We start from the raw sequence: 19,482 nt of genomic DNA on the forward strand, positions 1-19,482 counted from the left end.
CGACCGGTTGTCCATTCCAGAATCCGCCGCGTCATCGGGACACGCCGTCGAAGCTGCGGCCGCCATTGAGCGCCCGAAGTTGAAGCATCGCTTCCATAGCCTCACGTCGCGTGTCGAGCAGAGCCGACAGCGCGTCCAGATACTGGCGCTGCATCTCGACGTAAGTTGCGATCGGGATCGCTCCCTGGCGATAACTATCGGCGGCGGCGGTAGCTGCGGCCGCAAATTTCTCGGTGGCCCCGGCTGGCCAGCCCGCAAGGGCTCGACGCTTCGCCTCGTAGTAGGCTGCCTGTTCGTAAACCTGCCTCGCGATCCGTCGGTTGGCGGCGAGCAGGGCCGCATCGCCCTGGGATTGACGGCTCAACTCCTGTGCGAGGCCAGCAGCCTGGCTATTCCAAAGCGGCAACGTCGTCGTCAGCCGTATGCCGAAATTGGTCTCGCGGCTGTCTGACTTCGCGCGATTGAAGTAGGGACCGACTGAGACGTTCGGCACACGCGCTGCTTGTGCGAGGTCAACGCGCAACCCTTGCTGCTGCAATTGCGCGCGCAGCGACTGAATCTCGAAATTGTTGATGCCAGCTTGTTGCGCCATGCGCTCGACCGACGGAAGGCCGGGCAGCGTGATATCGGGCGGAGCAATGCGGAGCCGCGCTTTGAGCGGCGCGCCGCGAAGTTGATTCAGTTCGTAGACGATCGTGCTGGTCTCGGAATCAGCCATCGCGGCATTTCGCTCCGCCGTGATGGCACCCGCATCCAGAATGGCCGTGTCCAGCGTGGTGGCGATGCCCGCCGGATCCCGCTGCTCCACAACGCGTGCAAGCTCGCGCATCCGCGCGGCAACGTCGCGTGCCGCGGCGGCTTTCCGCTCGGCCGCGAACAAGGCATATCCCAAAGAGCGTGCCCGGCTTGCGAGCGTTGCGTCGAATTGCGCAAGACCGAGCCGCGCCAGCGCGATCTGATGCTCGGCGATGGCGCGACGGAGCGCCCCGCGTCCGGCAAAGTCGAGCGGCTGCATAATCGACAAGCCATATGTCGGCCCGGCGCCTTTCGGTGCACCTGTCAGGCCGTCGGCCATCCGGCGTTCGCCTAACTCGAATGCAGCTTCAGGGTCCGGCAGGCGATCAGCCGCGTCGCGCTCAACACCTGCAAGCCCGATCTGCTGGAAATAAAAGCGTCGTTCGGGGTTACTTGCCACGACGGAATTGGCAAGTGCATCAATCGACAGCACGGCGGCCTGCTGAGCGAAGGCTGGGGTCACCAAGATAATTGTTGATATGCGAACGATTATCAGGAGCAATTTTAACATTGGCACGAGTCTCAACACTGACTTCTAGACGCCTGATTGCCACGCTAGTCTGAACACAAGCTGTCAGCGTAAATGCAGGTTGATCCAGTATCGGACTGCAGCAATCAGGAGACATGACCATTCGCATTCTTCTTGTCGAAGACGATCAGGACATTGGCGCCCGCCTGAAGGAAGGGTTGGCCAGCTTTGGCTTTGTCGTTGAGCATGTGGAAGATGGTGAGCACGCCCTTTCCTTCGCGCTGCAAGAAGAATTCGACGCGATCGTTCTCGATCTCGGTTTACCCGGCCTGTCAGGCATCGAGGTCTTACGGAGGTTGCGACGTACCGGGGCCGCCACACCGGTCCTGATCCTGACGGCGCGCAGCAGCTGGACTGAGAAGGTGGAAGGTCTCAATGCAGGGGCTGATGACTATGTGGCGAAGCCGTTTCACGTCGACGAAGTCGCAGCTCGCCTGCGCGCGCTGATGCGGCGCGTCGCGGGCCAAGCCACCTCCGAATTGCGCCACGGAGATATCGTGCTTGACCCCGTTGCCGGCACCGCCAATGTTGCGGGCCAGCCGATCGAATTGACGGCACAGGAATTTCGCCTGCTCCACCTCTTCCTGCATCGCGTCGGCCGCGTCGTGACGCAAGCCGAGTTGCTCGACCATCTCTACGGCCTGAATGAGGAACGCAGCTCGAATACGATCGAGGTCTATGTCGGTCGGCTGCGACGCAAAATCGGCCGCGATACCATCAGGACCCTGCGCGGTCTGGGCTACAGGTTCGGCTGATGGTCAGAAGTCTGCGCGCCCGGCTGCTGGTTGGCGTTATTCTCACGACCGTGACAGGTATCGCTGTCGCTGGCGTTTCGATTTCCGCGCTGTTCCGGGCGCACGTCACGGAGCTTGTCAATGCCGAGCTGATCGGTCATCTCGACGAGCTCGAAGGTCTGTTGGCCCGCACGGCCGACGGACATGTCGCTCTGGCACAAAGGCTCAGTGATCCGCGCTTCGCGCAGCCCGGGACTGGCTATTACTGGCAGGTGAGCGATCGCAACGGCATCGTCCTACAATCAGCCTCCCTCGAACCGCAACGGCGTTTTCCGCCACCCGCGCGGGGGGCGGATCGGCAGCTTACTCGCTCAGTCGAAGCTGGCCCGGCTGGTGAGCCGATGATCGCATATGAGCGACCGTGGCAGACCGCTGAAAACGGTTACGTGCTTCAAATTGGCGCCGACCAGCGGATCGTCGATGATGTACTGAGACATTTTAATCAGGCGCTGGCCCTGTCACTCGGCACACTGGCAATAGCCCTAATTGGGGCCGGCACGTTGCAGGCCTGGTTTGGTCTGCGTCCCATGCGCCGTCTGCGCGACGCGCTGGGCGACATTCGCGCGGGCAAAGCAGAAACCCTGCCTGGTGACTTCCCGTCCGAAGTTCGGCCGCTGGTCGATGATCTCAACGCTCTGATCGACGCCAATACCCAGATGGTTCGCCGCGCCCGCACGCAGGCGGGCAATCTCGCGCATGGCCTGAAGACACCATTGGCCGTGCTGACGGACGAAGCGCGCCGGCTGCTCGCGAGAGGTGATACCGAGGGCGCCGCGGTCCTGACTCAGCAAACAGGGCGGATGCAGCGCCAGATTGATTTCCAGCTTGCCCGAGCCCGTGCCGCAGCCAACGCCGGCCTGCCTGGCGTCATCACGCAGGTCGAACCTGCCTTCGCATCAATAGCCGCGGCGATGCGGCGGCTCTATGCTCATCGTGAGCTGACGATCGTCCATACAGCCGAGACGGAATTGCTTGCCGCCGTCGATCCCAACGACCTTGACGAGATGGTCGCCAACCTGGTCGATAATGCCTGCAAGTGGGCTCGTGGTGTTGTCTCGATCAAGGCTACGCGCGATACCCCGACGGGGCAGCTCCTTATTACGATCGTTGATGACGGGCCAGGCATCCCGGCTGATGCACTAAACCGCGCGTTCGCCCCAGGCGAGCGGCTCGACGAGGCCAAACCGGGAAGCGGGCTCGGACTCGCAATCGTCCGCGATCTCGCCACACTGCACGGCGGCTCTGTCGAACTATCCAATGGCAGAAATGGAGGCCTTCACGCGGAGTTGCGGCTCCCATCAGCCTGACAAGTTCAACGGCGTCTAGGTTGGGCGAGTTTCATCGTGGCCGCGTCGTCCGCGCACCATTCGACCTGAGCGATTCGGCGCGCTCGAAATCAGCATCCGCGCCGCTCTGATCTCCAGCGTTCGCTTTCATCGTTCCGCGTTCGAACAAGAAGGTCGGATTCTTCGGATCAGCCTTGATGACCAGATCATAATCCGCGATGGCACGATCAAAGAGTCCTTTACGCCCGAGTGCCTTCCCGCGATTATAATAGGCACCGAGGTAGTCAGTCCTCAGTTGTACGGCGCGATCGAAATCAGAAATCGCGCGATCAAGCTCTCCCTTGCTCATTAAAGCAACGCCTCGGTTGTTGAGCGCGACATAGTAGTCGGGGGACAAACGAAGTGCTCGATCGTAATCCTCCATGGCACGGTCGATATCTCCACTCGACCGCAGCGCGACACCGCGATTGTTATAAGCCGCCGCCAACTGGGTGATCATCCGCTCGCCTGCCTGGATAACCGCTGTGCATCCCCGGATCGAGCGATCGGGTACGATTTCGGCCGCATGCACGCACGAGTCCCAATCCTCGTCGCTCAAAGCTGATGTGGGCGACGAGTTAATTGCAAAGTACGCAATAAATATCGTTGTGCTCAATAACGTAAGAGCACAACGCTTCCAGCGGGTGGTTCGCGCTAGGATCGATGCAGTTCGTGTTCTCGTATACAGCGGCGTAATGCAAATGAGCAAAGAGTAGCCTCAAGTACGTGCATTATATTATTCCCAGTTTGTTCTCTAACAATCCTGTCTGAATTTTCCCTGACAATCGACGTTTGAGACATCCGATCTGGTCGCTTCCCGAACGAGAGTACACCCGTCGAGTGCTATAGAGATTACCAAGCGAGCGCCGTGCGTGCCATCCGACAGGGACAGATCCAAGACTCCCGGACTAAGCCTCAGTCTGGTAGCATGAAGACATCAGCGGTGTTTGATGTACTAGCAGCGGCAATCGACGGGACGGGATGGATCCGGACTCGGTCACGGGAGGGCAACGAGGAGCCGCTATCCGGAAGAAATCGTCCTGCAAGAATTGAACATCGCGCTCTGCGGCGCTGCCAACTTGAATGACCTCTGAAATATCTGGAGGTCAATACGGCGAATTGCTCTGCAACGGCGCTCCGCAAATATGCAAGATATCAACCTAATATTAAGTTGGCGCGCCCGACACGACCCCGTTCCCGCGTCCGGCCGCCAAGCCGAACCCATTCTTTTGATTGCGGATTCTCGGATCAGGGGTAGCCTTTCACCTTCATTTTGAACGGGTTGGCCGATCGTTTCGGCCGAAGGTGTGGGTGCAGATCGAGGATGCCGAGGTACGCGTTGGTGCCGTACTCGCGACAATGGACGAAGGGCGGCGTCTTCGGTTTCCGGCTCCAGCTTCCTGGCGATGTGTACGAGCGGCTGATCGATGTCGGCACGGCCGGTGCGCGACGCTCGGTGACCTTCTCGCTGAAGACCCGCGATCCGCAGGTCGCGCGAAGTCGGGCTTTGCGCGCTGCGGCCGACGTGGGCGACATGATCGTGGCGGTACGATCGGGGGCCACACCGCCCTGGACGTTCGACCCGGCCGCATATCTGTACGAGCGCGGCAGCGTGACCTCGATGCGGCCGGAGCCCTTGATCTCGAAGCGGAAGGCCGAGGCGAAGCAGATCGTCGGGATGACGATGCGCAAGGTCTACGAGGAGGTCTATCTGCCGCGCCGCCAGGAGCGGAAGGGAGCGCCACCGCGTCGGCGATCCAGGCTCGACATGGAGAAGGCGATCACTCGCTTCGTGGCCTCAGCCGGGGACATCCCGATCACCAACATCACCCGGCAGGTGGCCGAGCAGTTCGTGCGCTCGGTGAAGGTGGGTTCGGCCGCCACGATGAAGAAGACCACGACCTGTCTCTCGTCGATCTGCAACGCCGCCGTTGCGGCCGACCTGATCCCCGGCAATCCATTTCGCGGGCTTGGTCCAGACCGGGCCACGATCGTCGCCTCACGGCGCAGCTACAGCCGTTTCGACCACGACCAGCTTGCCCGCTTCTTCGGCCGGACTGAGCGCGAGGACGGGGCGGTCCTGTGGTTGCCCCGGCTGCTGCTGCTGACCGGTGCCAGACTCGAAGAGATGGCCCAGCTTCGCAGCGAGTGGTTCGTCCGGCGCGACGGCATCGACGTGATCGACCTGCACGAGGCCAGGGTGAAGAGCGCGCACAACAAGCGGTACATCCCGCTCCACCGCGACCTGATCGACCTCGGTGTTCTGGACCGTGTTCGTCGATCGCCCGAGCGGCTCTTCCCCGAGTTGAAGTACAGAGCCTCGGCCGAGCGTTGGAGCGGCGCGATCAGCACGAGGCTCAACCGCGAGATCGATGCGGCGCTCGGCGCGGATCGCAGGCTGACCGTGCACTCGCTCAGGAAGACGTTCGAGCACGCGGCCTATGCGGTCGGGATACCGAAGCCCTCGATCAACGCGATCTCCGGGCACAAGCCGAACGACATCAGCGAGGAACACTACCTGATGTTGAAGGACGACGTGCCGCTGCTGAAGCAGCATATCGACCGGATCGACTTCCCATTCCTGCGGCGGATCGCGGCCTGAGAGGGGTCGTTTTTGACTGACTCTCGTGCATGGGGACTGACGAGGGCATGGTCTCCATGACCATGTTCTGGTCGATGTAGATGCCCATGTAGACCATGAAGAAGCAGCCTATGCGGCGACGGTCCCCCCGCCGTCTCCGACTGTCATCGCGCGCTTCAGGCGCTGGACCGTAGCGGTCCCTGCACCGGTCCGGCGGGCCGTCTCGCGCACACCCAGCCCCTGCGCGAGCATGGTGCGGATGGCCTCGACCTTCTCCTCAGGCATGGGCGGGCGGCCCAGGCGCTTCGTGGTCCGCTGCAACCCGGCTCGCACTCTGGCCACGATCATCGAGCGCTCGAACTCGGCGAAGACGCCCAGCATGTCAAACGGCCCGCAAAGTTGCCCCCCGATCGGCGTCCAATGTTGACCCCTTGAGTATGCTTCGCGGCGAGGAGGCGGCGCGGCGGAGCTGGTGTGGATTGCGCAGCCGCGCCGGCTCCGGATCGGTGGTGTGCGGGGAACTCAGAGCCTGTTCTTGAAGCGCCAGCTCTCGTTGCCGGTCTCGACGATGTCGCAGTGATGGGTGAGCCGGTCGAGGAGCGCGGTGGTCATCTTGGCGTCGCCGAAGACGGACGGCCATTCGCCGAAGGCGAGGTTCGTGGTGACGATGACGGAGCTCTGCTCGTAGAGCCTGCTGACCAGGTGGAAGAGCAGTTGTCCGCCGGACTGGGCAAAGGGCAGATAGCCGAGTTCGTCGAGGACGATGAAGTCCATGCGTGCGAGATAATCGGCCATGCGGCCCTGGCGGCCGGCGCGGGCTTCGGCCTCGAGCTTGTTGACGAGATCGACGACGTTGAAGAAGCGGCCGCGAGCACCGGCACGGATGCATGCCCGGGCGATCGCGATGGCGAGATGGGTCTTGCCGGTCCCAGTCCCGCCGACGAGGACAACGTTGCGCTGGTGCGCCAGGAAGTTGCCGCCGGCGAGATCATGAACGAGGGTCTCGTTGATCGGGGTTCCGTCGAAGGCGAAGTCGGCGACATCCTTGGCGAGCGGCAGCTTGGCGATGGTGATCTGATACTTGATCGAACGAGCCTGCTTCTCGGCGATCTCGGCGGCGAGCAGATCGCCGACGACGCGCTGCGGCTCGTGCTGGCGCTTCACCGCCGAGGCGATGATCTCGTCGAAGGCGGCCTTCATGCCATAGAGCTTGAGCTCGCCCATGGTGGCGAGAATCTCCGAGCGTTCCATCACACGGCTCTCCTGAGGCTGTCGTAGCGGGCACAATCGGCGGCGGGCTCATGGCGCAGGCGCAAGGCATCGGGCGTCATGATCGTGATCGCTGCCGCCGGCTCGCGGCGCCGGGCCAGGATGTTGATGATCACGTCGGCGGAGTGGACGCCTTGCCGCAGAGCGTCCGCGCAGGCGGCTTCGACGGCGGACAATCCGTCGCTCAGCACCGCGGTGAGGATCTCGACCATCTGCCTGTCGCCGTCTTGAACGGCCGCGAGCTTGCGCCGGACCCGGTCGATCGCGCCGGGCAAGACCCAGTCCTTGAAGGGCGCTCCGTTCCGCAGGGCGCCCGGCTTGCGAGCCAGTACCGGGACATAGTGCCAGGGATCGTAGATCGTCTGGTCGCGGCCATAGCAGCGGGAATGCTCGCCGACGATACGCCCGTCCTGGCGCAGCTCGATCCGATCGGCATAGGCGCGGATCTCGACGGGGCGCCCGACCGCACTCGCGATGACCGAGTACTTGTTGTTGTCGAAGCGCACGAGACAGGTCTTCGACACCGAGGCTGGCAGTGAGTGGAAGCCGTCGAACCGCCCCGCGTAAGGCACCAGGCTCGGGCGCTCGGCTTCGAACATCTCCCAGATCGTGCGGTCACGTTGCTCCGGATGGCGGTGGGCCTTGGCGTAGCGGAGCACCTGATCCAGCAGCCAAGCGTTCAACTCGTCGTAGTTCTTGACCCGCAGGCGCGGGGCGAAGAAGCGCTCGCGCACGAGCCCGACCTGGTTCTCGACCTGCCCCTTCTCCCAGCCCGAGGCTGGCGTGCAGGCGACAGGGTCGACCAGATAGTGGCTGCACATCTGCTGGAAGCGGCGGTTATAGGCCCGCTCCTTGCCGACGAAGATCGTCTCCACCGCGGTCTTCATGTTGTCGTAGATGCCGCGCGTGCAGGCGCCCTTGAAGAAGGCGAAGGCGCGGTCATGGGCGTCGAAGACCATCTCCTGGCTCTCGCGTGGATAGGCCCGCACGAACAGCATGCGCGAGTGACAAAGCCGGACATGCGCCACCTTCACCTGGGTCGTGGCGCCATTGATGACGACGATCTCGTGGCTCCAGTCGAACTGGTAGGCCTCGCCGGGCGCGAAGCTCAAAGGCACATAGGCGTCGGCTGTGACGGCGGATTGCTCGCGGCGCCAGCCTCGCGCATAGCGACGAACGGCATCGTATCCGCCCTCGTAGCCGAGATCCCGCAGCTCTTCAAAAAGACGGATCAGCGTCAGGCGCTCGCGGGCCGGCTTGCCGTTGTTCGCCATCAGCAGCCGATCCAGCTCAGGGCGCCAGGGCCCTATCTTCGGCTGCGGCTGAACCTTCCGCTCATACTCGAACGACGTCGCGCCAGAGCGCAGCACCTTGCGCACCGTGTTCCGAGAGACGTGCAGCTCGCGGGCGATCTCCTTGATCGTCTTCCCGCGGATCGAAAACTCGCGCCGGATCCGCGCAATCGTATCCACGCCCTTCATCCCCCGCCCGCCCATCCGAAACCAGGATGGGCAGTCTCACCGAAACCGGCTCAAGGGGGTCAAAGTTGGACGCCGATCCCCCGCCTCATGGGGTCAAACTTGCACGCCGAAACACAGTTGGTCTCCTTCCGCAGAATGGCGTCGCGGTCGTCACCGAGATCGTCCATCCAGTACGAGCGCGCCCACATTGTCCGGGTCGGGCTGTTCTTCCACCAGTCATGGGCGACTTGATGGACGGCGAAGAAGACCGGCTGCTGGCTGCCGACCTGCGACCACGCCTGCGCGTGCCGTTGGCGAAACCGATCCATCACCTGCGGCTGACGTTGCCGGATTGCGCTGAAGCGCGAAGAGAACCCGGACCGGGCAGCCTCTACGGTCGAGAGCACCTTCAAGCCCAGGCGCTGGCACTCCTCCTCATACATGCGTGAGAAGCTCGGGATCGTCACGCCGACGAAGCCATTCGTCCGTTGCAACTTGTTGAAGGCGGCGCATTTCTCGTCTGCCGTCTTGTAGTCAGCAAACGCGTACATCGCGAGTGTGCTCTCGCCGCGACGTTCGAGGTCAGCGGCGATCTCATGATGCTGCGCCATGACGACAGAGGTCTTGCCGACACCTTCCGGGCCGACGACCATCATGACGGGATTCACCGGTATGGTGGCGCGGAAGAAGCGGTTCATCGCCGTCGCGGCGCTGGCGTTGTCGATGACATCGTCCCGGAATTTTTGCTCGATTTCGGTGAGAGGTTGCGTAGGCGGGGCAGCGATCAGATCGTCGAGCAGGACGACATCGTCTTCCCGACCCTGCTTGCGAGCCAACTGGCCGCGCCACAGGCGGAGCATCACGCCGAGGTCGTAGGGCAGCCGCCGGGGCTTGAGATCAGTCGCGTCACGACCGGCCAGATGAATGGTCGAGTAGTCCTCGCGCATGATCGAGGCCGGGTTGCGATCGGCCTCCGAGTTCCTGAACAAGGCGCTCCACTTGCGGCCGTCGAAGTCGAAGTGATCAAACCGAGGCCAGCCAGGATACCATTCGCGGAGCCGTTCCCCGCAGTAGGCGATCTCCTCCTGGCTCATGTCGCCGACCGGCTTCGCAGCGCGCTGGGGCTGCGATTTTGTTGTACCCTTCCGGGTGGGCATGGTCCCGCCGAATGCCTCGGGCGTCCAGAACAGGGGCAGATCGTTGCCCGATGCCCTTTCCCTCGACTTCTCCCACAACGTGATCTGGGGCACCAACGTCCCGACTGGAATGCCCAGCAAATGCGTCTTGTCGATCTGGCGACAGCCGTTGGGCACGCGGCGGAACGCTTCGGCGAACCGAAGCGCCGAGTCAGCGCGGAGACCCTCAACGCCCAGGATCGGCAGCAGCGTCTCATGGAGCCGTTCCCAATGGGTCGCGAAGCCGTCACGCAGTTCGGTCGCCCCGCAGCCGTCCAGGCCGAGCTTCTGGCGGGCGAGCGCGGTCGAGAACACGACGTGGATGTGCAGGCTCTTGCTGCCGCTGTAGTTGACGGTGATCCCGGAGAAGTCAGCATAGCCCGAGCAGTGCTTGAACAGCCCGCCGATCGGAGAATCGAGCTTGTTTCCCGAGGTGCGCAGCCACGAAAGCTGCTTCTTCAGGAACTCGATATCGTCCAGATCGAACTCGTAGGTCAGGATGTGGTAGTCGCCGAGGACCACGCGGTCCTTCGGGGCATCGGCGGCGATCGCCTCGTTGATCGACTGGTCTTCGCCGACTGGACTACGGTTCCAGACACGAAGGGGGTTGGCGAAATAGGCCAGCGCCGACCACGGGTCAGCGCCGAATTTCGTCAGCGGATCGGCCTCGGACGCGATCGTTTCCGCGACGTGGTGATTGCGACCGACCGAAAACGTCGTCACGTCCACAGGGTAGTAGACGCCGCCGAACTGGTCCGGCAGGAACAGCCTGGGCCGGACAAGGTCGGCGAACCACTTTTCCTGCTTCTGCGTGGCCGAGAGGAATTGCTTCAGAGGCCACTTGCCAAGCGTCGGGCCGACGTACTCGTGCCACAACGTCTTGAAGTTCTTTGTGTCGGTGTTCGAATAGATCATGCTCAAATCCAGGAATGAAAAACCCTGCACGCTCGGCAGCCGTGCAGGGTTCTCGCCACTGGATCGTGGCCATTCTCTCCGGCGATTTCTTCTCCCTCCAACGGAGTTTCATCGCTTGGGTGAGCATGTTCTGTTTCGCCCTGCCGAGGCGCGCTTCAATATTTATCCAGTCTACGGCAGGCAGGGCCGGAAAGTCGAAATTCAAATGAAGGCTGTCTTACTTCTGGAGTGTGGCGAACGATCCTGCTGAGGATGTTCACCGCCTCGGCGCGATCATGCGGTTAAGCACGCCATCTTTTCGCACGAACTGATGATATAGCGCAGCCAAAGCGTGGAATGCGGCAAGGCCAAGCAGAACATTGGCAGCAAGTTCATGCCAGCCGTTGATGGAGCGGCGGAGAGCACGATTGTCGGGTGCAAAAGCCGGTACTTGCACGAATCCAAAAAAGTCCCACCCTCTGGCGGCCACGTTGACGATCCCGAGGGCGAGGGTCGCCGCGAGGAGAACGTAGAGCAGTCCATGGGTGGCATGTTCCAGCAGCCGAAGCAGACCGGAGTTGACGGAGGCAAGCCGCGCTCCCGATGTCATGCGCCAGGGCAGACGAACGCAGTATATCAGAACAAGGGTTGCTCCAGCGGCAATGTGGATGGACCACATCCCGTGACGCCATTCGCGCGGCAAAAGCCCCTCGCTTTGAGCCATGAGCCAGAGCACCAGCACAAGTACAGCAGTCAGCCAGTGAAAAGTGATGCTGGCCCGGTCGTACCGGTCTCTATCGGGATTACTCAGCATAAACGTCCTCGTTTCTATCACGCGCCGCCGATGAGGATGCCAGTTGCGAGGACGAGAAGGCCGCCCAGAATGATCTGGAACATGGCGCGACCGATGGGGGTCTCCATGTATCGGTTCTGAATCCAGACAATTACCCAGAGTTCCACGAAGACAACGCAGAGCGCGATGGCCGTCGCAGTCCAGAAATGTGGGATGAGGTAAGGAAGCGCATGCCCCAAACCACCAATCGCCGTCATGACACCTGATGCTAGGCCACGCTTCCACGGCGATCCACGCCCCGACAGCTTGCCGTCATCGTGCGCTGCCTCGGTGAAGCCCATGGAGATACCAGCGCCCACTGAAGCAGACAGACCGATCAGAAAGGTCGTCCACGGATTCTGCGTGGCGAACGCTGTCGCAAAGATCGGTGCCAAGGTCGAAACTGAGCCATCCATGAGCCCAGCGAGGCCCGGCTGGACCCAAGTCAACACGAACTGGCGCTTGGCCTGATCCTGCTCGGCCTTACCCTCGCCGCCCGTCGTCAATTCGCCTTCGAGAGACAGAGCCTTGCGCTCGTGCTTCGCCTCGGCGGCTGCGAGGTCACCGAGTAGCTTGCGCGTTTCCGCATCGGTGCTGCGCGATGCCGCCAACCGGTAGAAGGCTTCCGCCTGCCGCTCCATCTCGGCAGCATCGGCGCGTGCGCGCTCCAGCGGCAGTGACCTCACCAGCCACAGGGGCTTTCGCGCATAGAACCCTTCAACATGTTCCCGGCGAATTGGGATGATCGTGGGGCCGAACTTGCGAACATAAAGGTCCAGCAAGGCGCTCCGATGCTCATTTTCTTCCGCAGCCATGGTGTCGAACATCGCCGCCGATGCGGGGTATTCTTGGCTCAGGTTTGCTGCATAGGCAGCGTAGATGCGTCCGTCCTCTTCCTCAGCGAGAATCGCGAGCGACAGGACCTCCTGCGCATTCAGGTCATCGAACCGTCGCCGTGTAGGACGAAACAAGGAGAAGAGAGCGGGCACAATCCACCAGCGCATGAGAGGCGGTGCATTGATTAGAATTATTCTAATCTATAGTCCAGTGACCAAATGACGCGGCGACAACCTCGCCAGCCTCTGCGCGGAGTTTCGCGCTGCCCGTCCCAACGACTCCTGGTTCATCGTTTCCAACCGTGTCGCGACGCTGACCGACACCATGACCCATGTCGGGGCTCGGGGATCGAATGCCCTGAAGGGCCTCGACATTCTCCAGACCATGACCTGGATGACGGCGTTCGAGTACGAGCAGCTACAGGCGCTGAATGCCTGGACGGGCCGCAACGATCTGGTTGGCCTTCGTCACATCGACGAGTTCAACCAGACCTGCGGCCGGAACCTTGGCTTCCGCCATCGGGGAGACGCTCGCCACACGTTGCTGGTGAACCTTCGCCTGCTCAAGGTTCTCCTCGATCATCATGCCGGTGTTCTCGGTCGCGCCCGGTATGGGCTGTGCCTGCACATGGATTCGGACCAGCGCTACGAGGCCACCGGCCGCGCCAAATCGCGCGCGGCCTGATCAGGGAGTTCTCTCGGGAAAAACCCCTTCAGTAGTCGTATTCCTTATATGTCTTATAGGGAATACGGCCTGTGTAGGGGATTTTCCGCGCGCATCTCTGGCCAGAGCCATCGACGGGGGAGCGGGCGGGTCGAGGCCGCGCAGCAGGCCGAAGTTGCCCGGCCCGATCTCCCCGGCGCGAGCGGGTGGGTGCGAAGCACCTACCCCTCGTTGATCACACGGGTATCCTTAGCCCGGTATTGCGCACCTGTACTCAGTGTCCCACGCGATAGGCTCAGCGTCCCGACTGCTGTGCTTCGGGTCTTGCGCCCGCCCCTTCTCCCACCGTCGCGCCAACGATTGGCGCGCATCATCGCTCGTTGATTATGGCCTCGACCGGGACAACATCAACAACATCGTCATCCCGACCTTGAACGGCACGTTCTTGAAGACCGTCCTTCCCGGTCGGATTCGGAGCGTTCGAAAACGGTCCTAAAAACCGGTCCTAACGCCTCGTTCGAGACGGTCCTAAAAACCGGAATTCTTCAATGAAATTAGGGTGTGGCGCGCCATTCAGGACAAAACTGCGAACACTTATGTGTTTGAAATCGTGATATAATGGAATTCCTTCGAACGCTGCTGGGGGCGGGCCCTGCCACGGGTCGCATTTCGCGCCAGACGGCAACGTCCTCAACGGCCCCCATCGCGCCGCTGCCGCCGGCAGAGGATCACGGCATCCCGCCGATACGAAGAAGCGAGGTTAGCTCCACCGCTTGACCACGTCGCCTTCGCCTCCACCATCGCGTCGAAGCCGATCTGCGCGGCCTCGGCAGGGTCGTCCTTCTCGGCCTAGCCGATCTGGGTGTCGAGCAGGTCGGCCCGCTCGAACAAACGGGTCTCGGTTGCGCCCGGCATCAGGCAGGTCACGGTCACGCCACCGGTATCCTTCAGCTCGTTGCGCAGCGCGAAGGAGAAGGAATCGATGAAGGCCTTGGTGCCGTTGTAGACTCCACCGATCGGCAGACGCTCGTTTTGTCCAGAGCCTTCAGGCAGACCCGCGGCTGCCACGCGTCACCAGCCCCGGCGAAGCAAGCTCTATCGTGTTCCGAAACCTTGGGCAGCCCACGCCTGTTTCAACGCTGGCGAAGAAAGATAGGCGATAAGATCTTTTGTGGCTGCGATGTCTTTGCTGCTTGCGGCAGTTCCGATCGTATAGATCGTGTAGGTCTGAATGTCGGCCGGCAGCGGCGTGGCAACAAGACCGCTCACGACCAGAGCGTCGCCGCGGCTCATGGCATCCATCGCTCCACGGTTGCCGCGCAGAATTTGTACACCGGCACACGCGTCGTCGGATCAAGACGATTCATGGTCAGTTCATTGGCGGCCGCCTCAAAGAAGGACATCGCCATCCAGATCACGCCGGGCTGCAAAGTCGCATCCGGTTTCACAATCAGGCAGACCGCACCCCGCCTTGTCCGCACCTCAACCGTGTCGCCGGCCTTGACGCCAAGACGGGCCATGTCATCCGGATGCAGATGGGCGCGCGGCTCCGAGCTCAGGGCTTCCAGCACGGGCGCGCGACGTGTCATGGCGCCCGTATGCCAATGCTCGCGCAACCGTCCCGTCATAAGAATAAAGGGATAGTCGGCATCCGGTATCTCGTCCGCACCGGTCGCATCAAGCGGCACGATGATGGCTTTCGAGCCATGAGCGAAACTGTCGCTGAACAGACTGTCACTCGCTCCATCACTTTGCAGCGGATACCGGGCATGTCCAGACCGGACGAGAAACGGCCAGCTAAATCCCTTGAGCACCGGCACGACATTCGCCATTTCGTCGAAGATGCTGCCCACAGTGACGTCCTGCCACGGCAATCCGAGACGCACGGCAAGATCGCGAACGATCATCCAATCCGGCCGCGCTTCACCGGGCGGCGGCAGTGCAACCGCGATGTGTTGCACGATGCGATCCGTATTGGTGACTGAACCTTCCCGCTCGGCCAGAGCCGCCGCAGGGAAAATCACGTCCGCGAAGGCTGCCGTTTCGGTCGGGAAAATGTCCTGAACAACGAGATGATCGAGTCCAGCCAGCGCCGCGCGCGTCATCGCAAGATCAGGATTGGCGAGCGCCGGATTCCCGCCCATGACATATACCCCCCGGATATTTCCTCCGCGAGCGGAATCAAACATCTCCACGACCGAAAGACCAAGGTTGGACGGCGTATCGATATTCCATAGCGCGTCAAAGATGGCGCGCTCGGTATCGTCTTCCAGATCGCGGTAGCCCGGAAGATAGTTCGGCAACAGCCCTGCGTCGCAGGAGCCTTGCACGTTGTTTTGACCGCGCAACGGGTGAAGTCCCGCTCCAGGCCGTCCCACCTGGCCGCACACTAGAGCGAAAGCAATAACGGAACGGATGTTGTCGGCACCGAACGTGTGCTGGGAAGCGCCCATGCCCCAGAACGTCATGGCGGCACTGGCCCCGGCGAACAGCCGCGCTGCTGCGATGATGTCTTCTTCCGGCACCTGACAGACCCGGGCTGCAGATTCCAATGTGTATGGCTCAACACGTGCACGGAGCGCTTCAAAGCCTTCCACGCGTGCATTGACAAAGTTACGGTCGTAAAGCCCTTCTTCAATCACGAACCGCGTCATCGCTGAAAGCAGCGTCACATCGGTTCCGGGAGCGATACGGAAGTGATGGGTCGCAAAGCGTGACAGGGCCTGAATATGCGGGTCCACCAGGATCAGCTTGGTCCCGCGCCGCAACGCGCCCTTCATGAAGGAGGCAGCGACTGGATGGTTCGAATCCGGATTTGAACCGACCATCAGAACGACATCGGCCTTTTCGATCTCCTCAATGGGAGCGGTGACGGCGGCAAGACCCGTCGCCTCGGCCAATGGCGGAACCGATGCACAAAGACGGGTGCAATGATCGATATGCGACGTGCCGAAGCCAGTGCGCCCGAGTTTCTGAAGCAGATAGGCATCTTCGTTCGAAGCCTTTGCCGAACCGAGCACGGCCAGCGACGAACCACCATGGTGGCTTCGCACGCGGGCGAAGCCCTCAGCCGCCACGCTGAGCGCTTCGTCCCAGCTCGCGAGCCGGAAAAGCGCGAGCGCCTCGGGGCCGCTCAATGTTTGTGTGGCATCTTTGGGCGTATTTGGCCGCCGGATGAGAGGAGCCGTCAGCCGGTCAGGATGGCGCAGATAGGAAAAGCCGAACCGCCCCTTCACACAAAGCCGCCCATGGTTCGCGGGGCCATCGGCGCCCTCTGTGAAAACGGTGCCGTTATCGGCGGCGTGAAGCGTGACGCGACAGCCGACACTGCAAAACGGGCACACTGTCTCTCCCGACGAGTTAACGCCAGAACGCCCGCCGATTTCCACGGCCGCCTTTAATGAAAACGCACCAGTTGGACAAAGCTGCGCACACTCGCCACACGATGCGCAATTGCTTTTCCCCATGGCCGCGCCGCTATCGAAGGCCACATGAAGATCGCTGCCCCGACCCGCCAGCGCGATAACCCCGTTGACCTGGACATCGCCGCATCCGGTCCGGCATCTGCCGCAATGAATGCAAGCGTCGGAGTCGAACACGATCCCGGAATGGCTTGCATCCGGCGCATGCGTTTCCTGCTTGCTCCCAAAGCGTTCGGCATCCGCGCCATTGCGCGCAAGGAGCAACATAAACGGACTGTCGGGCTGGCGCGCGCGCGCCTGCCCGGTCATCTCGGACGCCAGCAACTCCGTCGCCAGCCGGCGAACGCGATTAGTCCGCTCCGTATCGGTGCGAATGTGCAATCCGGGCGCAGCGGGATAACGGCAGGCCGGCACCAGATCCGCCTCGCCCTCCACCTCGACGAGGCATGTGCGGCAGCTGCCGATCGTGGGAAAGCCCACGCGGGTGGATGCACACAAATGGGGAATATCCAGCCCGCCCTGCGTAGCCGCCTGAAGTAGACTCTGACCGGACTGCGCGGGGATCGCCTGCCCATCGATATGGATATCGAAGCCGTTCATGAATCGCATGTCTCCAGAAGAGAAGGCAAGCGGCCCAGGAACCGGCCCGCATTGCGGCCGAGCGCGCAGATGGATGCTTCGCTCATCACGACGGAAAGATCATTGATAAGCGGCACATCGAGACGTCCGGGCGCGTTGAGAGCTTGCGCGGCCTTGGCCGTTCCCACACGGCAAGGGCCGCATTGCCCGCAGCTTTCGCGGGCGAGATAACCCGCCATCTTCGAGGCAACGCCCCGCATGTCGTCGCCAGTTCCAAAGACGACAATGCCGCCGGTGCCGAGCCGCAGTCTGCCGCTCAGAAGCTCGTCCAGCGGACGCCGGCAATCGGCGGCGGGAAGCAACGTTCCAGAAGACCCGCCTACCACCATGCCGCCAAGCTCGACTCCCTCCGTCAAGCCGCCTGCAATGTCTACAAGATCGATGAGCCGCGAAAGGCCGCGCACCGGCTTTGGCCCCGGATTCCGGACCCGCCCCGATACACTGAAAAGCGTTACCTCCGCGGCCAGCAGGTCAGACACGGGCAGATCGGGCTCCGGCGCACTGCCCCAGACAGACCTCAACCGGAAGAACGTTTCGACGTTGTGCACGAGCGTCGGGCGCCCGAAATAACCGCGCGTGGTCGGAAACGGTGGCCGCTCCGCTGGCCTCGGCGGACGGCCCTCAAGGCTTGCAATCAGCGCGGTTTCTTCACCGCAAATATACGCCCCGCCGCTTCGCCTCAATTCAATGGCGATGCCGCTGGCGAGCCCCGCCGACACCACATCCGCGATGGCCTTCCGCAGAATGACATGAATGGGCTTGTAGTCGTCCCGGATATAGAAAAAGATTTTGTCCGCGCCTGTCACCCGCGCCGCGACGAGCGCGGCTTCAATGACGCCATGCGGATCGTTTTCGAGAATGAAGCGATCCTTGAAGACGGCAAGCTCGCCTTCATCGCCGTTGACGATGACGACCGGAACTGCGCCGCGTCTCATCACTTGGCGCCACTTCTCAACCACCGGAAAGCCGACGCCAGCCCGGCCGATCGCGCGATATGTGGCGATGCTCTCCATGAGGCGCGGCACCTCCTGCAAATCTCGGCTGAGGCGATCGAGTATTTGATATCCTCCCGCAAACCGATAGGCAGAAAAGCTGCGCGGATTTGGCGCGGACCTTGCTCCATCGCACCTGTTGCGGCAGACGCCGTGCCCCGAACCTTCTCCATGCAGCAGTGAACAAACAAGATCGCCGCACGCATGAAGCGCATAAGGAACGGAAGCCATATAGTTCACAGCCGGAAAGGCCGTCGCCACTTCATAGGCTTCGGATGGAAACAGGCGGAGACGCTCCGCGACACGAAGCAGTCCCTGCTCCGAAATGCCGAGGCCGCCCTTGACGTCACGGACTTCAAGCAAGATTTCAAGAAGCCGCTCCCGGCTTGCGCCGCGCGCGAGTGACTCCGTGATCGCTGCTGCTTCAACCTCTTCCAGATGAAGGGCTTCAGACTCATGCGGCACGATACAGTTCCTCTCGCAGATCGGAGGTAAAGGCCTCGGCCGGACCGTCGAAGAAAATGTTCCCTTGGCGCAATGCAATGATGTGGTCCGCATAACGAAGAGCTAGCTCCACCTGATGCAGGCTGCACAGAACCGTGAAACCCCGCTCGCGCGCGGCTTGCTGGAGAATTTGCAAAACATTCTCCGACGATTCCGGATCGAGGCTGGAAATAGGTTCGTCGGCCAGAATCAATTCTGTCTGCTGGGCAAAGGCGCGGGCGATGGCAACACGCTGCTGTTGACCGCCGGAAAGCCGCTCGGCCCGTTGATAGGCCTGATCGAGAAGACCCACGCTGTCCAGGCAGGCAAGCGCAAGCTGCCGGTCATCGTAACGGAAGCGCCTCAACAACACCCGCCACAAAGGAGTTCCGGCAAGCCGGGCCGTCAGAACATTGTCTATTGCGCTGAAGCGCTTGACCAGATTGAACTGCTGAAACACGAAGCCGACTTCGCGGCGCAATGCCCTAAGGGCTTTCAGTTTCAGCGCAGTCACCTCACTGCCGCGGATCGTCACAGTGCCGCTGTCAGGTTCTACAAGGCGCGTGAGACAACGGAACAAAGTGGACTTGCCGCAGCCAGATGGCCCCAGCAAGACAACAAACTTTCCGACGGGAATGGAGCAGGAGATGCGATCCAGCACCATGCGCCCTTCAAAGGTCTTGCTCAGGTCCGTCACGGTGATCGCGTTTTTGCTCTTGTCCATCGACGGCCCGGCAGGAACAAGATCAGCGGGCGATACGGTCTTCATGAGGTAATTCCACCGATTCGGCA

At 61.9% G+C, this 19,482-nt stretch carries 16 protein-coding genes and 1 pseudogene; 4 read left to right on the forward strand and 13 right to left on the reverse strand.

What is annotated here, in order from left to right; genetic code table 11:
* Positions 1–31 precede the first annotated feature (31 nt).
* Positions 32–1,258 (reverse strand): TolC family protein, encoded by a 1,227-nt coding sequence (locus E0H22_RS04155; RefSeq protein WP_223806706.1) that lies wholly within the window; start codon positions 1,256–1,258, stop codon positions 32–34.
* Positions 1,259–1,425: 167 nt separating this feature from the next.
* Here E0H22_RS04155 and E0H22_RS04160 point away from each other — a divergent pair, with 167 nt between their 5' ends.
* Together E0H22_RS04160 and E0H22_RS04165 are read left to right on the forward strand one after the other, a co-directional pair.
* Positions 1,426–2,079 carry a response regulator transcription factor gene (locus E0H22_RS04160; protein WP_024343199.1) on the forward strand — a complete coding sequence of 218 codons (654 nt, stop codon included), beginning with the start codon at positions 1,426–1,428 and terminating at the stop codon, positions 2,077–2,079.
* On the forward strand, positions 2,079–3,425 hold the full coding sequence (locus tag E0H22_RS04165) for a sensor histidine kinase (RefSeq protein ID WP_006022561.1): 1,347 nt from the start codon (positions 2,079–2,081) through the stop codon (positions 3,423–3,425). The genes E0H22_RS04160 and E0H22_RS04165 overlap by 1 nt, the downstream gene beginning before the upstream one ends.
* Positions 3,426–3,456: 31 nt before the next feature.
* Here the strand turns inward: E0H22_RS04165 and E0H22_RS04170 are convergent, their stop codons facing one another.
* Complete coding sequence (locus E0H22_RS04170; RefSeq protein WP_209612057.1) at positions 3,457–3,903, reverse strand: tetratricopeptide repeat protein; 447 nt, start codon at positions 3,901–3,903, stop codon at positions 3,457–3,459.
* 882 nt (positions 3,904–4,785) lie between these two features.
* Here E0H22_RS04170 and E0H22_RS04175 point away from each other — a divergent pair.
* Positions 4,786–6,045 (forward strand): DUF6538 domain-containing protein, encoded by a 1,260-nt coding sequence (locus E0H22_RS04175; RefSeq protein ID WP_233026130.1) that lies wholly within the window; start codon positions 4,786–4,788, stop codon positions 6,043–6,045.
* 108 nt (positions 6,046–6,153) lie between these two features.
* On the opposite strand, the gene E0H22_RS04180 is transcribed toward E0H22_RS04175, so the two are convergent.
* The 6 genes from E0H22_RS04180 to mbfA all read right to left on the reverse strand — a co-directional run bounded on the left by E0H22_RS04180 (position 6,154) and on the right by mbfA (position 12,658).
* Positions 6,154–6,405 carry a recombinase family protein gene (locus E0H22_RS04180; protein WP_210251723.1) on the reverse strand — a complete coding sequence of 84 codons (252 nt, stop codon included), beginning with the start codon at positions 6,403–6,405 and terminating at the stop codon, positions 6,154–6,156.
* A 141-nt stretch (positions 6,406–6,546) separates the two neighbouring features.
* Entirely contained in the window at positions 6,547–7,275 is a 729-nt protein-coding gene (gene istB, locus E0H22_RS04185) for an IS21-like element helper ATPase IstB (RefSeq protein WP_151612119.1), read from the reverse strand.
* Positions 7,275–8,774, reverse strand: coding sequence for an IS21 family transposase (gene istA, locus E0H22_RS04190; RefSeq protein ID WP_151612121.1), 1,500 nt, complete (start codon positions 8,772–8,774; stop codon positions 7,275–7,277). Before istA ends, istB begins: the two co-directional genes overlap by 1 nt.
* A 59-nt stretch (positions 8,775–8,833) precedes the next feature.
* Complete coding sequence (locus E0H22_RS04195) at positions 8,834–10,843, reverse strand: hypothetical protein (RefSeq protein ID WP_151612123.1); 2,010 nt, start codon at positions 10,841–10,843, stop codon at positions 8,834–8,836.
* A 256-nt stretch (positions 10,844–11,099) separates the two neighbouring features.
* Positions 11,100–11,636, reverse strand: a complete 537-nt coding sequence (locus tag E0H22_RS04200; RefSeq protein WP_151612125.1) for a cytochrome b — start codon at positions 11,634–11,636, stop codon at positions 11,100–11,102.
* A 17-nt stretch (positions 11,637–11,653) separates the two neighbouring features.
* Complete coding sequence (mbfA, locus tag E0H22_RS04205; protein ID WP_151612127.1) at positions 11,654–12,658, reverse strand: iron exporter MbfA; 1,005 nt, start codon at positions 12,656–12,658, stop codon at positions 11,654–11,656.
* Positions 12,659–12,815: 157 nt separating this feature from the next.
* Between mbfA and E0H22_RS04210 the strand changes: the two genes are divergently transcribed.
* Entirely contained in the window at positions 12,816–13,175 is a 360-nt protein-coding gene (locus E0H22_RS04210) for a hypothetical protein (RefSeq protein ID WP_192799973.1), read from the forward strand.
* A 745-nt stretch (positions 13,176–13,920) separates the two neighbouring features.
* Here the strand turns inward: E0H22_RS04210 and E0H22_RS04215 are convergent.
* From E0H22_RS04215 to phnC, 5 genes and pseudogenes are all read right to left on the reverse strand, one after another.
* Positions 13,921–14,213: pseudogene (locus E0H22_RS04215) on the reverse strand (SDR family NAD(P)-dependent oxidoreductase); the annotation flags it as partial.
* Between the two features lie 36 nt (positions 14,214–14,249).
* Entirely contained in the window at positions 14,250–14,447 is a 198-nt protein-coding gene (locus tag E0H22_RS04220; RefSeq protein ID WP_192799974.1) for a substrate-binding domain-containing protein, read from the reverse strand.
* Positions 14,444–17,176: a molybdopterin-dependent oxidoreductase gene (locus tag E0H22_RS04225; RefSeq protein WP_192799975.1), complete on the reverse strand. Its 2,733-nt coding sequence runs from the start codon at positions 17,174–17,176 to the stop codon at positions 14,444–14,446. Before E0H22_RS04225 ends, E0H22_RS04220 begins: the two co-directional genes overlap by 4 nt.
* Positions 17,173–18,672 (reverse strand): NADH-ubiquinone oxidoreductase-F iron-sulfur binding region domain-containing protein, encoded by a 1,500-nt coding sequence (locus tag E0H22_RS04230; RefSeq protein WP_192799976.1) that lies wholly within the window; start codon positions 18,670–18,672, stop codon positions 17,173–17,175. Before E0H22_RS04230 ends, E0H22_RS04225 begins: the two co-directional genes overlap by 4 nt.
* The gene (phnC, locus tag E0H22_RS04235) at positions 18,662–19,459 is read right to left on the reverse strand and encodes a phosphonate ABC transporter ATP-binding protein (protein ID WP_151612138.1); all 798 of its coding nucleotides are present in this window, start codon (positions 19,457–19,459) and stop codon (positions 18,662–18,664) included. Before phnC ends, E0H22_RS04230 begins: the two co-directional genes overlap by 11 nt.
* Positions 19,460–19,482 lie beyond the last annotated feature (23 nt).

The organism is Rhodopseudomonas boonkerdii (assembly GCF_021184025.1).
GTDB classification, from domain to species: domain Bacteria; phylum Pseudomonadota; class Alphaproteobacteria; order Rhizobiales; family Xanthobacteraceae; genus Tardiphaga; species Tardiphaga boonkerdii.